The 17,488-nt window shown below is 67.4% G+C and carries 15 protein-coding genes; 8 read left to right on the top strand and 7 right to left on the bottom strand.

Annotation, left to right across the window (positions count from 1 at the left end):
- Nucleotides 1-36: 36 nt before the first annotated feature.
- The 5 genes from AC1DFC_RS07990 to AC1DFC_RS08010 all read left to right on the top strand — a co-directional run bounded on the left by AC1DFC_RS07990 (nucleotide 37) and on the right by AC1DFC_RS08010 (nucleotide 5,263).
- Nucleotides 37-801, top strand: a complete 765-nt coding sequence (locus AC1DFC_RS07990; protein WP_042673002.1) for an SDR family oxidoreductase — start codon at nucleotides 37-39, stop codon at nucleotides 799-801.
- A gap of 188 nt (nucleotides 802-989) precedes the next feature.
- Nucleotides 990-2,012 (top strand): D-xylose ABC transporter substrate-binding protein, encoded by a 1,023-nt coding sequence (gene xylF, locus AC1DFC_RS07995; RefSeq protein WP_007830537.1) that lies wholly within the window; start codon nucleotides 990-992, stop codon nucleotides 2,010-2,012.
- 96 nt (nucleotides 2,013-2,108) lie between these two features.
- Complete coding sequence (locus AC1DFC_RS08000) at nucleotides 2,109-3,299, top strand: sugar ABC transporter permease (protein WP_007830539.1); 1,191 nt, start codon at nucleotides 2,109-2,111, stop codon at nucleotides 3,297-3,299.
- A 1-nt stretch (nucleotide 3,300) separates the two neighbouring features.
- Nucleotides 3,301-4,098, top strand: coding sequence for an ATP-binding cassette domain-containing protein (locus tag AC1DFC_RS08005; protein WP_007830541.1), 798 nt, complete (start codon nucleotides 3,301-3,303; stop codon nucleotides 4,096-4,098).
- Between the two features lies 1 nt (nucleotide 4,099).
- On the top strand, nucleotides 4,100-5,263 hold the full coding sequence (locus AC1DFC_RS08010; RefSeq protein ID WP_007830543.1) for an ROK family transcriptional regulator: 1,164 nt from the start codon (nucleotides 4,100-4,102) through the stop codon (nucleotides 5,261-5,263).
- A 4-nt stretch (nucleotides 5,264-5,267) separates the two neighbouring features.
- Here the strand turns inward: AC1DFC_RS08010 and AC1DFC_RS08015 are convergent, their stop codons facing one another.
- On the bottom strand, nucleotides 5,268-6,539 hold the full coding sequence (locus AC1DFC_RS08015) for a helix-turn-helix domain-containing protein (protein ID WP_007830549.1): 1,272 nt from the start codon (nucleotides 6,537-6,539) through the stop codon (nucleotides 5,268-5,270).
- Between the two features lie 143 nt (nucleotides 6,540-6,682).
- Here AC1DFC_RS08015 and AC1DFC_RS08020 point away from each other — a divergent pair, with 143 nt between their 5' ends.
- Complete coding sequence (locus AC1DFC_RS08020; RefSeq protein WP_007830550.1) at nucleotides 6,683-8,797, top strand: PQQ-dependent dehydrogenase, methanol/ethanol family; 2,115 nt, start codon at nucleotides 6,683-6,685, stop codon at nucleotides 8,795-8,797.
- Nucleotides 8,798-8,906: 109 nt separating this feature from the next.
- Here the strand turns inward: AC1DFC_RS08020 and AC1DFC_RS08025 are convergent, their stop codons facing one another.
- Nucleotides 8,907-9,881: a tripartite tricarboxylate transporter substrate-binding protein gene (locus tag AC1DFC_RS08025; RefSeq protein ID WP_007830551.1), complete on the bottom strand. Its 975-nt coding sequence runs from the start codon at nucleotides 9,879-9,881 to the stop codon at nucleotides 8,907-8,909.
- Between the two features lie 304 nt (nucleotides 9,882-10,185).
- Between AC1DFC_RS08025 and AC1DFC_RS08030 the strand changes: the two genes are divergently transcribed.
- The gene (locus AC1DFC_RS08030) at nucleotides 10,186-10,755 is read left to right on the top strand and encodes a type 1 glutamine amidotransferase domain-containing protein (protein ID WP_007830552.1); all 570 of its coding nucleotides are present in this window, start codon (nucleotides 10,186-10,188) and stop codon (nucleotides 10,753-10,755) included.
- A 124-nt stretch (nucleotides 10,756-10,879) separates the two neighbouring features.
- Nucleotides 10,880-11,887 carry a hypothetical protein gene (locus AC1DFC_RS08035; protein WP_478178927.1) on the top strand — a complete coding sequence of 336 codons (1,008 nt, stop codon included), beginning with the start codon at nucleotides 10,880-10,882 and terminating at the stop codon, nucleotides 11,885-11,887.
- On the opposite strand, the gene AC1DFC_RS08040 is transcribed toward AC1DFC_RS08035, so the two are convergent.
- The 5 genes from AC1DFC_RS08040 to AC1DFC_RS08060 form a co-directional block, all read right to left on the bottom strand.
- On the bottom strand, nucleotides 11,878-13,128 hold the full coding sequence (locus tag AC1DFC_RS08040; RefSeq protein WP_007830555.1) for a phenylacetate--CoA ligase family protein: 1,251 nt from the start codon (nucleotides 13,126-13,128) through the stop codon (nucleotides 11,878-11,880). The two genes, AC1DFC_RS08035 and AC1DFC_RS08040, sit on opposite strands and share 10 nt — an antisense overlap.
- A gap of 28 nt (nucleotides 13,129-13,156) precedes the next feature.
- Nucleotides 13,157-13,969 (bottom strand): ABC transporter ATP-binding protein, encoded by an 813-nt coding sequence (locus AC1DFC_RS08045; protein WP_007830556.1) that lies wholly within the window; start codon nucleotides 13,967-13,969, stop codon nucleotides 13,157-13,159.
- Between the two features lie 87 nt (nucleotides 13,970-14,056).
- Nucleotides 14,057-15,388, bottom strand: a complete 1,332-nt coding sequence (locus AC1DFC_RS08050; protein WP_007830557.1) for an ABC transporter substrate-binding protein — start codon at nucleotides 15,386-15,388, stop codon at nucleotides 14,057-14,059.
- Nucleotides 15,389-15,442: 54 nt separating this feature from the next.
- On the bottom strand, nucleotides 15,443-16,507 hold the full coding sequence (locus tag AC1DFC_RS08055; RefSeq protein WP_007830558.1) for a branched-chain amino acid ABC transporter permease: 1,065 nt from the start codon (nucleotides 16,505-16,507) through the stop codon (nucleotides 15,443-15,445).
- A 3-nt stretch (nucleotides 16,508-16,510) separates the two neighbouring features.
- The gene (locus AC1DFC_RS08060) at nucleotides 16,511-17,440 is read right to left on the bottom strand and encodes a branched-chain amino acid ABC transporter permease (RefSeq protein ID WP_478178928.1); all 930 of its coding nucleotides are present in this window, start codon (nucleotides 17,438-17,440) and stop codon (nucleotides 16,511-16,513) included.
- Nucleotides 17,441-17,488 lie beyond the last annotated feature (48 nt).

Consider the following 17,488-nt stretch of genomic DNA (forward strand, 5'->3'; position numbering starts at 1 on the left):
CTGAAGGCCTTCCTCCTCCACCTGCACGGAAAAATCATGGCCTCCAACACTGCTTCTTCTTCTCCTGTCCTGGCCGGCAAGGTCGCCTTCGTCACCGGCGGTTCGCGCGGCATTGGCGCCGCCATCGTGCGCCGGCTGGTGCGCGACGGTGCCGCCGTAGCCTTCAGCTACGCCAGTTCCAGCGCCCCGGCCGAGGAACTGGTGCGCAGCATTCAGTCCGAAGGCGGCCGTGCCCTTGCGCTGAAGATCGACAGCGCCGATGCCGCCGCGCTCACCGCCGGCATCGACGAAGCGGCCCGCGCGCTCGGCAAGATCGACATCCTTGTGAACAACGCCGGCGTGTTCCTCGGCGGCACCCTCGACGACTTCTCGCTCGAGGACTTCGACAAGACGCTGAACGTCAACGTGCGCGCCGTGTTCGTCGCGGCCAAGGCAGCCTCGCGCCACATGGGCGAAGGCGGCCGCATCATCAACATCGGCAGCACCAACGCCGAGCGCATGCCCTGGCCCGGCGGCAGCGCCTATGCCATGAGCAAGTCGGCGCTGGTCGGCCTGGTGCAGGGCCTGTCGCGCGACCTCGGTCCGCGCGGCATCACGGTCAACAACGTGCAGCCGGGCCCGGTCAACACCGACATGAACCCGGTCGACGGCCCCAACGCCGCTGCCATGCACGGCCTGATGGCGCTCGCCCGCCACGCCCGCCCCGAAGAAATCGCCGGCATGGTCGGCTACCTGGCCAGCCCGGAAGCCGCGTTCGTGACCGGCGCCAGCCTGAACATCGACGGTGGCTTCGCCGCCTGAAGCGGCGCGAGCTCACGAGAAGGCCGGGACCTCCCGGCCTTTTTCGCGTGCGCCTTCGCCAGGATGGCGCTCCGGGAATTCCCGGATGCCCAGAGGCACGCCCCGATGGGATAGTTAGTTCGCCCTTCAAACTAACTAATTTCTTACCGCTGGTTCCTGCGGGGCGCACCAACACTGGAGAGACATCGATGCAACTGAAACACACCCTGGCCGCCATGGCCTTCGGTTTCACGGCCGTGGGCGCCCTGGCGCAAACCGTGGTCGGCGTGAGCTGGTCCAACTTCCAGGAAGAACGCTGGAAGACCGACGAGGCCGCCATCAAGGCCCAGCTCGAGAAGCTCGGCGCCAAGTACATCAGTGCCGATGCAGGCGGCTCGCCCGAGAAGCAGTTGGGCGACATCGAGGGCCTGATGTCGAAGGGCGCCAAGGCGCTCATCGTGCTGGCGATGGACAAGGACGCCATCCTGCCCGCCATCACCAAGGCCACGCGCCAGAAGGTGCCCGTGGTGGCCTATGACCGGCTGATCGAGGCGCCGGGCGTGTTCTACATCACCTTCGACAATGTCGAGGTCGGCCGCATGGAGGCGCGCGAAGTCTTCAAGGTCAAGCCCAAGGGCAACTACGTGATCATCAAGGGCTCGCCCAGCGACCCGAACGCCGACTTCCTGCGCGCCGGCCAGCAGGAGGTGCTGGACGCCGCGATCAAGAAGGGCGACATCAAGATCGTCGGCGACGAATACACCGACGGCTGGAAGCCCGAGGTCGCGCAGAAGAACATGGAGCAGATGCTCACCAAGAACGGCAACAAGGTCGACGCAGTGGTCGCGGCCAATGACGGCACGGCCGGCGGCGCGGTGGCGGCGCTCACCGCCAAGGGCCTGCGCGGCATCCCGGTGTCGGGCCAGGACGCCGACTTCGCGGCGCTCAACCGCATTGCGCTGGGCACGCAGACCGCCACCGTCTGGAAGGATTCGCGCGAACTCGGCCGCGAAGCCGCCTCCGCCGCCATGGCGCTGGCCGCCGGCAAGCCGGTCGACAAGGCCGCACCGTGGGCCGGCGGCGCCAAGAAGATCTCGCTGTCCTCGCGCCTGTTGACGCCGGTGCCGATCACGCGCGACAACCTCGACGTGGTCGTCAAGGCCGGCTGGATCAATAAGGACGAACTCTGCAAGGGTGCCACGGGTGCGAGCGCGCCCGCCGCCTGCAAGTAACGAGTTTGCCAATCCGCGCCACGCGGCGTCCGGCCGGCCCCTGGGGCTGGCCGGTACGCGGTCGCGCACCTGCCGTTCCAAGGGACACCTTCAAAAATGAGCAATGAAACTCCGGGCTGGTGGCGCCGCACGGGCATCGACCTGCGGCTGATCCTGATGTGCGTGCTGCTGGCCGTGATGGCGGTGGTGTTCAGCGTCATGTCGGGCGGCGTGTTCCTGTCGCCCGAAAACCTCTACAACGTCGCGCAGCAGACGGCCGTGGTCGGCATCGTCTCGACCGTGATGGTGCTCGTCATCGTCGCGCGCCACATCGACCTGTCGGTCGGCTCGGTGATGGGCTTCGTCGGCGTGCTGATCGCGTACCTCCAATACACCTCGGGCTGGTCGTGGCCCACGGCCTGCCTCGCGGGGCTTGCCGTGGCCCTCCTCGTGTCGATCTATCAAGGCTGGCTCACGGCGGTGCTCGGCGTGCCCTCGTTCGTGGTCACCCTCGGCGGGCTGATGTCGTTTCGCGGCGCGGCCTTCCTCGTGGCCGACGGCAAGACGCAGCCGGTGAACGACGAGTTCTTCCAGCGGCTGGGCGGCGGCTACGACGGCGGCATCGGCGTTACGGCGAGCTGGGTGCTCGCAGGGCTGGTCGCGCTGGTGCTGTTCGGGCGCATGCTGCAGAAGCGCCGCGCGCGCCAGCGCTACGAGATGCCGACCGAGGCGCTGTGGCTCGACGTGCTGATCACCGCGGTGCCGGTGGCGGTGGTGTTCGGCTTCGCGTGGGTCATGAACAACTACCAGATCTCGTCGAAGAGCGAGCCGCAGGGCATTCCGATCCCGGTGCTGATCTGGGCGGTGGTGGCGATCGTGCTGTCGTTCATCGTGCACCGCACGCGCTTCGGGCGCTATGTGTTCGCGATGGGCGGCAACCCCGATGCCGCGGCGCTGGTGGGCATTCCGGTCAAGCGCGTCACGCTGATGCTGTTCGCGCTGCTGGCGGTGCTGGTCACGGTCGCGGCCATCGTGTCGATCGCGCGGCTCAACGCGGGCACCAATTCGCTGGGCACGGGCATGGAGCTGTACGTGATCGCGGCGGCCGTGATCGGCGGCACGGCGCTGGCGGGCGGCAGCGGCTCGATCTTCGGCTCGGTGCTGGGCGCGCTGATCATGCAGTCGCTGGACAGCGGCATGCTGCTGCTCGACGTGCCGATCGGCAAGCGCATGGTGATCATCGGCCAGGTGCTGATCGTGGCCGTGGTGTTCGACGTGCTCTATCGCCGCAAGTTCGGGGAGAACTGACATGGCCGACATCGACAAGACAAAACCGCTCGTCGAGCTGCGCGAGATCCGCAAGGCCTTCGGCGGCGTCAAGGCCGTGGATGGCGTGAGCGTGAACCTCTACCCGGGCGAAGTGGTCGCGCTGCTGGGTCACAACGGCGCCGGCAAGTCCACGCTGATGAAGATGCTCGCGGGCGCCTACCCCATCGACTCGGGCGACACGCTGATCGCGGGCGAGAAGGTCCACATCCGCACGCCCGCCGAAGCGCAGGCCCAGGGCATCGAGACCATCTACCAGACGCTCGCGCTGGCCGACAACCTCGACTCGGTGTCGAACCTCTTCCTCGGCCGCGAGAAGATGACGCCATGGCGCACGCTCGACGATCACTTCATGGAAGTGCAGGCGCGCAAGGTATTCCATCGCCTCAACAGGAACTTCACCAATATCCGCGTGCCGGTGCGCCGGCTCTCGGGCGGGCAGCGGCAGGTGGTGGCGATCTCGCGCGCGCTCTACTTCAATGCGCGCATCCTCATCATGGACGAGCCATGCGCCGCGCTCGGCCCGGAAGAAACCGCGATGGTCGGCGGGCTCGTGAAGCAGCTCAAGGCCGACGGCGTGGGCATCTTCCTGATCACGCACGACATGCCCGACGTGTTCTCGCTGAGCGATCGCCTCGCGGTGATGAAGAACGGCAAGCTGGTCGGCACCTACCGCACCACCGATGTGACCGAGGACGAAGTGCTCGGGATGATCATTGCCGGCAAGCGGCCCGAGGGCAAAGAGCAGGCCCATCACGCCGAGACCGCAGCGCTCTCCTGATGTGACCACCATCGGCGACCAGCAACTGTTGAAGCGCATGAACCGCAGCGTGCTGCTGCGGCTGCTGCGCGCGCAGCCCGGCCTGTCGCGCGCGCGGCTGGCGAGCGAGAGCGGGCTCACCAAGTCGACCGTCAGCCTGCTGGTGCGCGAGCTGCTCGACGAAGGCTGGCTCAGCGAGGCCGGCGCGACGGTGGCCGACGGCATGGGCCGGCCTTCGACGCCGCTGCAGATCAACGTCGGCGTGCGCGCGCTGATGGGCGTGGAGATCGCCGTCGAGACCGTGCGCCTCGTGTGCGTGTCGCTGCAGGGCGAGGTGCTGCACGCCGACACCCGTGCGCTGACCGACGGCTCGCCGGCCGGCGCGTGCGCGCAGGTCGCGCGCATGGCCGCCGCCGCGCACGTGGTGCTCGAGCGGCTCGGCCTGCGCCTGTCGAGCATCGGCGTGTGCGTGCCGGGCGCGGTGGACGACTGCACCGGCGTGGTCCGCTTCGCGCCCAACTTCGGCTGGCGCAACGTGAGCCTGCTGCCTGCGCTGGAGAAAGCCTTTGCCGCCGTCGGCCTGCCCGGCGTCACCGTGCAACTGCAGAACGACGCCGATGCGGCCGCGCTTGGCGAGTACGAGTTCGCGGCGAGTGAAGGCCAGGACGGCGAAGACCCGCTGATTTTTGTCAACTGCGACGTGGGCGTGGGCGCCGGCGTGGTGCTGAACGACCGGCTTTTCACCGGCGCGCAGGGCATGGCCGGGGAGATCGGCCACACCATCCTCGAACTCGACGGGCCGTTGTGCTCGTGCGGCCGCCGCGGCTGCGCCGAGGCCTTCTTCGGCTCGCGCGTGCTGGAGCGCGAGGGCGCCGACATGCAGCGCGCCGCGGCCTTCTTCGGCGTGCTGCTGCAGAACCTGTGGGTCACCTTCAATCCGCGCGCGATCGTGCTCGGCGGCAAGGCCTGCGCCGACCATCGCGGCTTTGCGCAGGCAGCGTTCGAGAGCGTGAAGCGCCACGCCGACGGTGCCGGCATGCCTCCGCCCGACCTGCGCACCGCGCGTTACGGCGCATTGGCGCCCGCAGTGGGCGCGGCCGCGCTGGCGCTGCACGAATACCTGCGGCCGCTGCAGCCCGACGCAAAGGCACGCCGCGCGCGTGCGCTGGCGCGCGCCGCGGCCTGATCGATCAGGCCGGCGACGCGCCTTCTTCCGCGCCGTTGTTGTCGCGCCAGCCGTGCAGCCGCCGATAGAGCGTGCCGCGCGACACGCGCAGCTGCCGTGCCGCCTGCGACACATTGCCGCCATGCGCGGCGAGCGTTTCCTCGATCAGCTTGCGGCTGTGCTCGCGCAGCGTCGCCTGCGCAGGAGACGCGGATTCGACAAGGTTCGTGCACTCGCAGGCTTCGGGCGCCTGCATCCGCGCATCGTCCTGCCGCTCGATGGCCAACGGTGCCGCCTCGCCGGGCATCGCCACCGCATGCCTGAAGTCCGCGCCGTCCGCGCCCTTCAGCCGTGCCTGCACCCACACGCCCAGCCCGCTCGCAAGCCGCAGCGGCTGCGCCGCCTCCCGCCGCCCGAGCCGCAGCAGGCTCGCGAGGTCGTGTCCCAGCAGGTATTCGACGTCGCGCTCGTCCGCCGCCTCGGGCAGCCGCCCGAGCAGCCGCGCGCCCGCGTTGTTGAGCCAGGCGATCGTGCCGTCGGGTGCGACGCCTGCCAGCGCTTCGAGCGGCGTGCCCAGCAGCGTGGGGCTGGCCTGGAAGCGCAGGATCAGGTGGTCGCGCGACTGCGCCTGCAGCAGCCGGTTCTCAATCGTCGTGGCATGGAGCGCCACCATCGACGCCGCGTCGAAGCCGAAGCGGCGCGCCTCCACCGTGAGGTCGAGCACGCCGGCGAGCTGCCCCGCCACGTCGCGGATCGGCGCCGCCGCGCACTGCATGTGGCCCAGCACGTCGAAATAGTGCTCGGCGCCATCGACCGCGCAGGCCTGCCCGGTGCTCGCCACGATGCCCGGCGCCGTGGTGCCGACGACGCGCTCGGAGATGTTCACGCCCACGCGCGATGTCTTGCGCAGCACCGGCTGGTGCGCGGCGGCGGGCTGCTGCGTGACGTGCACCACCACGCCCTCGCGGTCGGTGAGGATCACGCGGCAGTCGGTGCCCGCGAGTGCATGCTCCATCTGCGCCAGCTCCTGGCGCGCCGCATCGAGCAGCTCGCGGCTGCGCGCGAGCGTGGCGTGCAGGCGGCTCGGCGTGACCGCGTCGAAGGTCACGATGCGCTGGCGGTCGGTGTGCGTGCGGCTGCAGCGCATCCACGACTGGATCACCGCCTCGCCCACGAGGCCCGAGGGGCGCACGCCTTCCTCGAAGAACTGCTGCCGCGCGAGCGCCACGCGCTGTGCGGGCGTGTTGGCAAAGAGCTGGCGCGGCGCGTCCGGCGTGCCGATTCTGTCGAGGGCCATGGGTTCGCTGCCTCCCTGGGTGGGGTCGGGGTCGGGACCAGCGCTGAATGTGTTCCGCAATGGAACAGCGCCGGACTGGGGAAATCCCGGGGGTGAACCCGGAGCCCGCGCGCACGATCCTTGAGGGACAAAGGAGACCTGCGATGAAAAAAACACACTCCGGGCTGCTCATGCTGGCCGGCGCCTTGCTGTGCCTGGGCGCATCGACCACGGCCTCGGCCCAGAACGCACAGGACCGCGCAGCCGCTGCCACCAAGCGCGTCGACGGCAGCTTCATCCGCGCCAACGCGGCGCAGAAGAAGACGCCCGACTGGCCCAGCGTCGGCCTCGACTATTCGGAGTCGCGCTTCAGCAGGCTCGACCAGGTGAACGCCGGCAACGTGAAGCAGCTGGGGCTGGTCTGGTCTTACAACCTCGAATCCACGCGCGGCGTGGAAGCCACGCCGCTGGTGGTGGACGGCATCATGTACATCACCGCCTCGTGGAGCGTGGTGCACGCCATCGACACGCGCACCGGGCAGAAGCTGTGGACCTTCGATCCACAGGTCGACAAGTCCAAGGGCTTCAGGGGCTGCTGCGACGTGGTGAACCGCGGCGTGGCGATCCACGAGGGCAAGGTCTACGTGGCGGCCTACGACGGGCGGCTCATCGCGCTCGACGCGGCCACCGGCCAGAAGGTCTGGGAGAAGAACACCATCGAGGGCCAGAAGGGCAGCTACACCATCACCGGCGCGCCGCGCGTGTTCAAGGGCAAGGTCATCATCGGCAACGGCGGCGCCGAGTACGGCGTGCGCGGCTACGTCACCGCCTACGACGCGAAGACCGGCGACCAGAAGTGGCGCTGGTTCGTGGTGCCGGGCGACCCGGCCAAGCCCTTCGAGGACGAATCGATGGCGCGTGCCGCCAAGACCTGGGACCCGAGCGGCAAGTACTGGGAGGCCGGCGGTGGCGGCACCGCGTGGGACAGCTTCGCCTTCGACCCCGAGCTCAACCTGATGTACGTGGGCACCGGCAACGGCTCGCCCTGGTCGCACAAGGCGCGCAGTCCCAAGGGCGGCGACAACCTGTACCTGGGCTCGGTGGTGGCGCTCAATCCCGACACCGGCAAGTACGTGTGGCACTACCAGGAGACGCCGGGCGACAACTGGGACTACACCTCCACGCAGTCGATGATCCTGGCCGACATGAAGCTCGGCGGCAAGCCGCGCAAGGTGCTGCTGCATGCGCCGAAGAACGGCTTCTTCTTCGTCATCGACCGTACCAACGGCAAGTTCATCTCGGCGAAGAACTTCGTCGAAGTGAACTGGGCCACGGGCTATGACAAGAACGGCCGTCCCATCGAGATCGCCGCGGCGCGCGACACCACCAAGCCCGGTGACTCCATCCCGGGGCCGTTCGGCGCGCACAACTGGCATCCGATGTCGTTCAACCCGCAGACCGGCTTCGCCTACCTGCCCGCGCAGCACGTGCCGATCAACCTGATGGACGACAAGGACTGGAAGTTCAACGAGGACGTGCCGGGCCGACCGCACTCGGGCCTCGGCTGGAACCTCGGCAAGTTTGCCAATGCCGAGCCGCCCAAGAGCAAGCCCTTCGGCCGCCTCGTGGCCTGGGACCCGGTCGCGCAGAAGGAAGCGTGGGGCGTCGACTACGCTTCGCCATGGAACGGCGGCACCCTCACCACCGCGGGCAATCTCGTGTTCCAGGGCACGGCCGACGGTCGCCTGCTGGCCTACGACGCGAAGACGGGCGAGAAGCTGTGGGAAACGCCCACCGGCACTGGCGTGGTGGCGGCGCCCTCGACCTACATGGTCGACGGCAAGCAGTACGTGTCGGTCGCGGTGGGCTGGGGCGGCGTGTACGGCCTCGCGCAGCGTGCCACCGAGCGTCAGGGGCCCGGCACGGTCTACACCTTCGCGGTCGGCGGCACGGCGAAGATGCCGGACTTCGTTCAGTACCGCATGGACAAGCTGGTGCAGGGCGTGAAGTACGACCCCGCGAAAGTGCAGGCCGGCACCATGCTGTACGTGAGCAACTGCGTCTTCTGCCACGGCGTGCCCGGTGTGGACCGCGGCGGCAACATTCCGAACCTCGGCTACATGGATGCGGCCTACATCGAGAACCTCGACAAGTTCATCCTGAAGGGCCCGGCCATGGCGCGCGGCATGCCTGACTTCACGGGCAAGCTCTCGGGCGACGAGATCGAGAGCATCAAGGCCTTCATCCAGGGGACGGCTGACGCCATCCGGCCGAAGTAGCCGCAACGAAAAAAGCCGCCGTCCTCAAGAGTACGGCGGCTTCTGCGAATTCAAATCCAGGAACACCGCGGAACCGGCTTTGCCGCGCCGCCTGGGGGGCGAGCAACAGCTAGTCGGCGTACACGCCAGCCGCCTTGATGATCGGGCCCCACTTGGCGATCTCGGCCGAGACGAACTTCTTGTGCTCGGCCGGCTCGGTGCGCTTGTCGGTCGTGATCACCGCGCCCAGCGCCTCTTCGCGCTTGACGAAGCCCGGGTCCTTCATCGCGGCCTTGATGGCCTCGTTGAGCTTCTTCAGCACCGGCGCGGGCGTGCCCTTGGGCGCATACACACCGTGCCAGATCGTCACCTCGAAGCCCTTGAGGCCCGACTCGTCGAGTGTGGGCAGGTCCTTCAGGGCCGGCGTGGTCAGGCGCTTGCTCGTGGTGACCGCATAGGCCTTGACCTTCTTGGCCTCGATCTGCGAGGTGGTGTTGGTCGTCTGGTCGCACAGCAGGTCGATCTGGCCGCCCAGCAGGTCGGCGATGGCCGGGGCCGTGCCCTTGTACGGCACGGGCGTCATCTCGACTTTCAGCGCGCTCTGGAACAGCAGGCCGCACAGGTGCGAGGCGGCGCCCAGGCCGGCGTTGCCGAGGTTGATCTTGCCCTTGTTGGCGGCGATCCAGGCCGTCAGTTCCTTGTAGTTGTTGGCGGGCAGGCCGGGCTTGCCGATCAGCGTCATCGGCACTTCATTGACCATGCCGAGGTACTCGAAGTCGTTCTCGACGTTGAAGGGCAGCTTGCGGTAGAGCGCCGGCATCGTCGACATGCCGATGTGGTTCAGCAGCAGCGTGTAGCCATCGGGCGCGGCGCGCGCCACCTTGGCGGTGCCGATGGAGCTGCCCGCGCCCGCGGTGTTGTCCACCACGATGGTGGTGCCGAGCGTCTTCTGCATGGCTTCCGCCAGGTCGCGTGCGACACGGTCGGTCGGGCCGCCGGCCGCGAAAGGCACCACCAGCGTGACGGTCTTGCCCGCAGGGAAATCCTGGGCGTGGACACCGGCGGCTGCGGCGGCAATCGCCGCGAGGGCGAACAGTTTCTTCATGACGTCTCCGGGAGGGGGATAAAAAGGCCGCGATCTTAAAGGCTGACCACAGCCTGACCTATACCGGATAGCCCTTAGAGACGGCCGGGGGCCGAGGGCGCCCGGGCTCGGCGATTCCTTCGGGCGAAATATGTCTGCCCTGCGGAATCGGGCAAACAAATCCTGCGACTCGTAAGAGGAGTTTGCCGCCTGTCGAACTGTCCGACAGGCGGATCCGGCGCAGGACGATGCGGGCGAGGTGGGCGTGGCCTAGGGTGAATCTTCATTGCTTTTTTTATGCAGCAACCCCGAAGGAGATTCACTCATGCCCATCACCTCCTCTTCCCTCGACGGAATGAAGGTCGCCATCCTCGTGTCGGACGGCTTCGAGCAGGTCGAGATGACCGAGCCGCGCAAGGTGCTCGACGGTGCCGGTGCGCAGACGCAGATCGTCTCGCCGCTCGCCGGCACCGTGCGCGGCTGGCACCACCATGAGCCTGCCGACAGTTTTGCGGTCGACGTGCCGCTGAAGCGCGCCGACGCCGGTGACTTCGACGCGCTGCTGCTGCCCGGTGGCGTCATGAACCCCGACGCGCTGCGCATCGACGAGAAGGCCGTGGCGTTCGTGCGCGCCTTCGTCGAAGCGGGCAAGCCCATCGCGGCGATCTGCCATGGGCCGTGGACGCTCATCGAGGCGGGCGGTGTCAAGGGACGCAAGATGACCTCGTGGCCTTCGCTGCGCACCGACCTGAAGAACGCCGGAGCGAAGTGGAGCGACAAGGATGTCGTGGTCGATCAGGCGCTCGTGACGAGCCGCAAGCCCGACGACCTGCCGGCATTCAACCGCGAGATGACGAAGCTCTTCGAGCTGGCGCACGAGCCCGAGCTTCATTGACCGACGCGGCTGGCCGCGTGGCGCATTCGTGCACTGAACCTGCACCGCACACGCACCGTCATCCGATACCCTCGCTCTCTCTTCGCATGCAGCGGCATGCGCCCTGAAAGGCGAAAGTATTCCAATGACGGCAACCCCTTCTCACGCACGTGCGCGGCGACTGCCGCGCGATCTCGCGCTCGTCACCGTGGCCATCGGTGCCGCGATGTTGGCGGTCAACATGGTCATGCTGCTCTGGCCCGACTCGCCTGACAGCGAGCAGCTGCGCAGCACCTATGCCCTTCCAGGCGTGTGGATTCCAATGGTGTTCAGCGTCGGCATGGCCTGGTTGCTGGCAGCGGCGCTGGCCTGGAGCCATGGGCGCAACGCGCTCGAAAAGCGCGGCGTGGACAGCGTGGCGCGGCTGTCCCATCTCCGCAGCCGCTATGGCGCGGCATACGCGGTGGTGCTGGTGCTGAACTTCTACGCGCTGAGCCCGCTGCTCTACGAAGTGCAACTGCTCTTCATGCCGGGCGGCCGCCTGCAGGACTTCTTTGGCCCGGATTCCATGCGCACTGCGATGGCCGCGTTCATGTTCCTGCAGTCCGTTGTCCAGTTGATCGTGCTCGTGCTCGGTGTGTGGGTTGCAGCCTGGTTCGCGCTGAGGGCAGGCCGCGCCGCACCCTCTGCCATGCAAGACGACGAAGCCATCGGCTCATCGCCACGCCGCGCCGTGGCGTTGGTGGGTGCCTCGCTGTTCGCGTCGCTGCAGATGTGGAGCGGCGTGGTCGTGAGCCGCTGGACTTCCGTGGCGAGCGGCATGGAGGGGCTGGAGCTGCTGCTCGCCTGGATGGTGCCGCCGCTGGTGGCCTTCGCGCTCGCGTTGTGGGGCGGCTGGCTCGGCACCAGCGCCGGGCTGGTGCGTGTGCGGCCTTTCAGGGCCGTGGCGGCGGCGGTGCTGGCCTTCGTGCTGGTGCAGGCGAGCTGCATCGCCATCGCGCTGGCGTGGCTGGTGCTGTCGATGTGGGCGCGCGGCCATGACTCCGCGGGCGGGCTCATCGGCTTCGCCCTGGCGCTCGTGCTGGCCTATTCGGTGCTCGTGGTGGTGCTGATGCACGCCACCACGCGCGGGCTGTACCGCCGCTACTTGTAGCTGCGCACGTCGTCGATCACCTTGCCGTCGTTGGGCAGTTCGCCTGCGCCCACGACGACCACTTCGCCGCGTAGCTTGGTCACTTCGCGGATCGCATCGCCCACGCGGGCCTGAAACCCTATGGGCACGGCGCCCGCGCATTCGAGCGTCAGCGTCATCTTGTCGTCGCCCATCTCGCCCGACACCACAAGCCGCGCGCGCCGCGCCTCGGGAAAGCGCCGCACGATCTCGGCCACCTGCGAGGGATGCACGAACATGCCGCGCACCTTCGTGGTCTGGTCGGCGCGGCCGAGCCAGCCCTTGATGCGCTTGTTGGTGCGGCCGGTGGGGCAGGTGCCCGCGAGCACGGCCGAGAGGTCGCCGGTGCCGAAGCGCACGAGCGGGTAGTCGGGGTTGAAGCTGGTGACGACGATCTCGCCGACCTCGCCGTCGGGCACGGGATCGCCGGTGCCGGGGCGCACGATCTCGACCAGCACGCCTTCGTCGATCACCAGGCCTTCGCGCGCACTGGTTTCGTAGGCGATGAGACCGAGGTCTGCCGTGGCGTAGCACTGCGTGCCCTTCACGCCATGCGCGGCAATCCAGTCGTGCAGGCTCGGCGGAAAGGCTTCGCCCGACACCAGCGCCTTGGTGAGCGAGGGCAGCTTCATGCCCTTCTCCGCAGCTTTCTCAAGCAGGATCTTCAAGAAGCTCGGCGTGCCCGCATAGCCTTCGGGCTTCAGGTCGGCGATGGCCTCGAGCTGCTGTTCGGTCTGGCCGGTGCCGCCCGCGAACACGGTGCAGCCGATGGCGCGCGCGCCGCTTTCCATGATGGAGCCCGCGGGCGTCATGTGGTAGCTGAAGCTGTTGTGGATGAGTTCGCCGGCGCGAAAGCCCGCCGCATGCAGCGCGCGCGCGGTGCGCCAGTAGTCGCGGGCCTCGCCCTCGGGTTCGTAGATGGTGCCGGGGCTCGCGAAGATGCGCAGCATGCGCGGCCCGCGCACGATGGAGGCAAAGCCACCGAACGGGTCGTCCGCGCGGCGTGCCTTCTGCAGCTCGAGCAGTTCGGATTTGCGCGTGACAGGCAGTTTGGCGAGGGCTTCGCGCGTGGTGATGTCGGCGGGCTTGACGCCGTCGAGGATCTTCGCGAACGCCGGTGCGGCGGTCTGCGCTTGCGCGATCTGCTTCGGCAATGCGGCCAGAAGGTCACGCTCGCGTTCGGCGGGGTCGCGGATTTCAAGCTTGTCGTAGTGGTCGGTCATGTCCGTCCCCTTCATCTTTCTGGTCGGTTCAAGCCAACCACCTCTTGCGCCGCTTGTAGCTCTTCACATCTCGGAAGCTCTTGCGGTCCGCACCGCCAACGCCGAGGTAGAACTCCTTCACGTCCTCGTTCTCGCGCAGGCTCTGCGCCGCGCCGTCCATCACGATGCGGCCGTTCTCCAGGATGTAGCCGTAGTCGGCATAGCGCAGCGCCATGTTGGTGTTCTGCTCGGCCAGCAGGAAGGTCACGCGCTCCTTGGCGTTGAGGTCCTTCACGATCTCGAACACCTCTTCGACGATCTGCGGCGCCAGGCCCATCGAGGGTTCGTCGAGCAGCACCATGCTCGGATTGGCCATCAGCGCGCGGCCGATGGCGCACATCTGCTGCTCGCCGCCCGAGGTGTAGGCCGCCTGCGAAGTGCGCCGCGTCTTCAGGCGCGGGAAGTACGCGTAGACCTTCTCCAGCGTCTGCTGCACCGCGGCCTTGCCATCGGTGCGCGTGTAGGCGCCGGTCATCAGGTTCTCTTCGATCGTCAGGTGCGCGAAGCAGTGGCGGCCTTCCATCACCTGGATCAGCCCGCGCTTCACAAGCTCGGCCGGCGACAGCGCCTCGATGCGCTCGCCGCGCAGCTCGATGGTGCCCTTGGTGACGGCGCCGCGTTCGCCCGCGAGCAGGTTGCTCACCGCGCGCAGCGTGGTCGTCTTGCCCGCGCCGTTGCCGCCGAGCAGCGCCACGATGCCGCCATCGGGCACGGTCAGCGACACGCCCTTGAGCACGAGGATCACGTGGTTGTAGATGACCTCGATGCCGTTGACGTTGAGAAGGATGTTGGGTTCGCTCATGGTGTGGTCCGAAGCATTCGAAAGAACAACGACGACGCTGCTCTTTCGAATGACGGCTCTCGCGAGCCGCCACGGATCAGCTGCGCGTCAGGAGCTGCAGTCCGCCGCTTCGCGGCGCGTCAGCTTCTTCTCGCCTGCGTACTTGTCGGCGGCGGCCTTCACCATCGGCTTGATGATCTGGCTGTCGGCCTCGTACCAGTCGGACATGCCGCCCCACTTGGCACCGTCCCAGGTGTGCACGCGCGCCCAGGTCGAGCCCATGTGGTCCTGGCACGAGGTGCTCACCGGGCGCATCACGCCCGAGAAGCCCAGCGCGTCGAGCTTCTTCTGGTCGAGCGCGAGGTTCTCCATGCCCCAGCGCACCTGCTCGCCGGTCATGACCTTGCCCTTGCCGAAGCGCTCCTGCGCGCGCCGCACGGCCTCAATGCCGAGCATCTGGATGATCACGCCGCGCGTGTAGAGCACCGAGCCCACTTCTTCCTTCGGCCCCGTGCCCTGGCCCTTGTCATGCACCTGCTTCAGGATGTCCTGGATCACCTTGGGTTGCGTGCCCGAGGTGTTGAGCGCGAGCGCGTTGTAGCCCTTGGCGTTGGCGCCCACGTCCTTCACGTCGGGTTCCGCGCCGGCCCACCACACGCCGTACATCTTCTCGCGCGGGTAGCCCGTGGCCACGGCCTCCTTGAGCGCGGTGGAGTTCATCACGCCCCAACCCCACAGCAGCACATAGTCGGGCCGCTGCTGGCGTACCTGCAGCCAGGCCGACTTCTGCTCCACGCCGGGCGCGGTCACCGGGATCAGCGAGAGCTCGAAGCCGTTCTGCTTCGCGCGCTCCTGCAGCAGCGGAATCGGTTCCTTGCCGAACGGCGAGTCGTGGTACACGAGGGTGATCTTCTTGCCCTTGAGCTTGTCCATGCCGCCTTCCTTCTTCCCGATGTGCTGGATCAGGATGTCGGCCGCGGTCCAGTAGGAGCCCATCAGCGGGAAGTTCCATTTGAAGACGCCGCCGTCCTGCGAGGCCGAGAGGCCGTAGCCCAGCGTGATCAGCGGAATCTTGTCGGTCGGCACCTTGTCGGTCAGCGCGAAGGTGATGCCGGTGGCCTGCGGGTCGAACAACGCCACGCCGGGGTGGCCCTTCAGGCGCTCGTAGCACTCCACGCCCTTGTCGGTGGCGTAGCCGGTCTCGCACTCTTCGTACGCGATCTTCACGCCGTTGATGCCGCCGGTGGCATTGATGTACTTGATGTAGTCCTGCTTGCCGTTGGCCCAGGGCGTGCCGTTGGGCGCATAGGGGCCGGTGCGGTACACCAGCAGCGGGAAGAACTGTTCCTTGGCCTGTGCCTGCGCGAGCGAGGGCGCCAGCAGGGCGCCGAGGGTGCTGGCCACCAGGGCGGCGGTCAGAGCGAGCGATTTCAGTTTCATGCCTGTCTCCTTATGTGGGCACCTCGGTGCCGGTTTTTACGTACGAACGGGAATTCAGTGAGGGAAGGGCCAGAGCCGCAATTTCTCCTTGGCCGTGGACCACAAGCGCGCCAGCCCGTGCGGCTCCACGATCAGGAAGAACACGATCAGCGCACCGAAGATCATGGTCTCCAGGTGCGAGGCCAGCGCGGTGGAGATCGAGAAGCCCAGCCACCCCGGCAACTGGTTCAGAAAGAGCGGCAGCAGCACGATGAATGCGGCGCCGAAGAAGCTGCCCATGATCGAGCCGAGCCCGCCGATGATCACCATGAACAGCAGCTGGAACGAGCGGTCGATGCTGAACGCCGCCGGCTCCCACGCACCCAGGTGCACGAAGCCCCACAGCGCGCCGGCCACGCCGACGATGAAGCTGCTCACCGCGAAGGCCGTGAGCTTGGCGTACACCGGTCGGATGCCGATCACGGCGGCGGCCACGTCCATGTCGCGCATCGCCATCCACTCGCGGCCGATGGCGCTGCGCACCAGGTTCTTTGCAAGCAGCGCGAACACCGCCACGAAGATCAGGCAGAACAGGTACTTCTGCACCGGCGACTCGATGGGCACGCCGAACACGTTGAGTCCTGCCACGCTCACCGAACCCGAGGACGAATTGTTGGTGAACCACTGGATGCGCAGGAACGCCCAGTCGGTGAAGAACTGCGCGGCCAGCGTGGCGACTGCAAGGTACAGGCCCTTGATGCGCAGGCTCGGAATGCCGAACAGCACACCGATCACCGTCGCGCACAGGCCGCCCAGCAGCAGCGAGGCAATGAGCGGCATGCCGTCGATGCGCACCTGGAAGTTGTAGGCCGCGTACGCGCCCACCGCCATGAAGGCGCCGGTGCCCAGCGAGATCTGCCCGCAGTAGCCCACGAGGATGTTGAGGCCCAGGGCCGCGAGCGAAAGAATGAGGAAGGGCGTGAGGATGGCGCGCATCCAGTAGTCGGACACGCCGAGCGGCACCACGACGAAAGCCACGAGCAGCAGCACGAGGATCGCGAGGCGGTCCTGCGCGATCGGGAAGATCTGCTGGTCGGCGCGGTAGCTCGACTTGAACTGGCCGTTTTCTCTATAGAACATTGCTCAGACCCGATCGATGATTTTTTCGCCGAACAGGCCTTGCGGGCGAACCAGCAAGAAGACCAGTGCCAGCACATAAGCAAACCAGATCTCGATGCCGCCACCAAGCATGGGGCCGAGATAGATTTCGGACAACTTCTCGCCCACGCCGATCAGCAGGCCGCCGATGATGGCGCCCGGAATCGATGTGAGCCCGCCGAGGATCACCACCGGCAGCGCCTTCAGCGCCACCAGCGAGAGCGAGAACTGCACGCCCAGCTTGGAGCCCCAGATGATCCCGGCCACCAGTGCCGAGAAGCCGGCCACCGACCACACGATCACCCAGATGCGCTTGAGCGGGATGCCGATCGACTGCGCGGCCTGGTGGTCGTCGGCCACCGCGCGCAGGGCGCGGCCCGTGGCCGTCTTCTGGAAGAAGATCGCCAGCACCACCACGAGCCCTGCCGCCACCAGCGCGGCGATCAGGTCTTCCTGGCTCAGCAGCAGCCCGCCCTGGAAGGTGCCTTCGAGCACCATCAGCGGCTCCTTGGGCATGCCCACATCGATCTTGTAGATGTCGTTGCCGAAGATCGTCTGGCCCATGCCGTCGAGGAAGTAGGCGATGCCCAGCGTGGCCATCAGCAGCGTGATGCCTTCCTGGTTCACCAGCTTGCTGAGCGCGAGCCGCTCGATCAGCCAGGCCACCACGACCATCACCGCCATGGCCGCGACGAAGGCCAGGATGTTCGCGAGGATCTGGTTCTCGAAGCCGAACCACTGCGGGAACCACTCCGAGAAGCGCGCCATGGCCAGCGCCGCGAACAGCACCATCGCGCCTTGTGCGAAGTTGAAGACGCCCGAGGCCTTGTAGATCAGCACGAAGCCGATGGCGATCAGCGAATAGAGCATGCCGACCATGAGGCCGCCGAAGAGGGTTTCGAGGAAAAAGCCCATGGTCAGTGTCTTTCTTGTCTTTCTCCCTCCCCCGCTGGGGGAGGGTTG

It is taken from the genome of Variovorax sp. 10L421, from assembly GCF_056395365.1.

Coding starts and splice junctions, on each gene's coding strand:
- AC1DFC_RS08015 (WP_007830549.1), bottom strand. CDS start 6,539: ATGGCCCTCGACAGAATCGGCACGCCGGACGCGCCGCGCCAGCTCTTT.
- AC1DFC_RS08020 (WP_007830550.1), top strand. CDS start 6,683: ATGAAAAAAACACACTCCGGGCTGCTCATGCTGGCCGGCGCCTTGCTG.
- xylF (WP_007830537.1), top strand. CDS start 990: ATGCAACTGAAACACACCCTGGCCGCCATGGCCTTCGGTTTCACGGCC.
- AC1DFC_RS08005 (WP_007830541.1), top strand. CDS start 3,301: ATGGCCGACATCGACAAGACAAAACCGCTCGTCGAGCTGCGCGAGATC.
- AC1DFC_RS07990 (WP_042673002.1), top strand. CDS start 37: ATGGCCTCCAACACTGCTTCTTCTTCTCCTGTCCTGGCCGGCAAGGTC.
- AC1DFC_RS08000 (WP_007830539.1), top strand. CDS start 2,109: ATGAGCAATGAAACTCCGGGCTGGTGGCGCCGCACGGGCATCGACCTG.
- AC1DFC_RS08035 (WP_478178927.1), top strand. CDS start 10,880: ATGACGGCAACCCCTTCTCACGCACGTGCGCGGCGACTGCCGCGCGAT.
- AC1DFC_RS08055 (WP_007830558.1), bottom strand. CDS start 16,507: ATGTTCTATAGAGAAAACGGCCAGTTCAAGTCGAGCTACCGCGCCGAC.
- AC1DFC_RS08060 (WP_478178928.1), bottom strand. CDS start 17,440: ATGGGCTTTTTCCTCGAAACCCTCTTCGGCGGCCTCATGGTCGGCATG.
- AC1DFC_RS08030 (WP_007830552.1), top strand. CDS start 10,186: ATGCCCATCACCTCCTCTTCCCTCGACGGAATGAAGGTCGCCATCCTC.
- AC1DFC_RS08050 (WP_007830557.1), bottom strand. CDS start 15,388: ATGAAACTGAAATCGCTCGCTCTGACCGCCGCCCTGGTGGCCAGCACC.
- AC1DFC_RS08045 (WP_007830556.1), bottom strand. CDS start 13,969: ATGAGCGAACCCAACATCCTTCTCAACGTCAACGGCATCGAGGTCATC.
- AC1DFC_RS08040 (WP_007830555.1), bottom strand. CDS start 13,128: ATGACCGACCACTACGACAAGCTTGAAATCCGCGACCCCGCCGAACGC.
- AC1DFC_RS08025 (WP_007830551.1), bottom strand. CDS start 9,881: ATGAAGAAACTGTTCGCCCTCGCGGCGATTGCCGCCGCAGCCGCCGGT.